The sequence below is a fragment of the Curtobacterium sp. P97 genome (assembly GCF_023712445.1).
Classification (GTDB): Bacteria; Actinomycetota; Actinomycetes; order Actinomycetales; family Microbacteriaceae; genus Curtobacterium.
In genome coordinates this window covers 1-453 of record NZ_JAMAYF010000113.1, presented here as the reverse complement: position 1 = coordinate 453, position 453 = coordinate 1, and the positions used below count along the sequence as shown (strand labels likewise).

1 protein-coding gene is annotated in these 453 nt (G+C 59.6%); it reads left to right on the top strand.

What is annotated here, in order from left to right:
• Positions 1-453, top strand: a 453-nt coding sequence (locus M3677_RS17210) for a LysR family transcriptional regulator (protein WP_251161166.1), incomplete at both ends; no start/stop codon positions are given.

The window sequence follows — 453 nt, the reverse complement described above, 5'->3', positions numbered from 1 at the left end:
CTGTTGGACAGGCGCTTCTGGAACGTGCCCGGCATGATGTGCGCCCGACGGATGCAGGCGAAAAGTTGCTGGGCTATGCGCGCCGTATTCTGCACTTGCATGACGAGGCGGCAGCCGCGATGACCGGCACAGCACTTGCTGCCGTGTTCCGCCTCGGCCTGCCGGAAGATTTTGCCTCACGGCTGGTTACGCCTGCGCTGGCGCGTTTCATGCGCGCACATCCCAACACGAAACTCGAAGTGACGAGCGGTCTCAGCCGTGACTTGCAGAAAGGTTTCGAGACCGGTGAGTTTGACCTTGTCATGGTGAAACAAAAACGTGGCGAAACGGTTGGGACCATGCACTGGCCAGAACCGCTGTCCTGGCTCGATAGCGCCGATTTTTCTGTTTCCCATGTTGATCCGCTGCCGCTCGTCGTGTTCCCGCCGAACGGGCTTTATCGCAGCGACATGA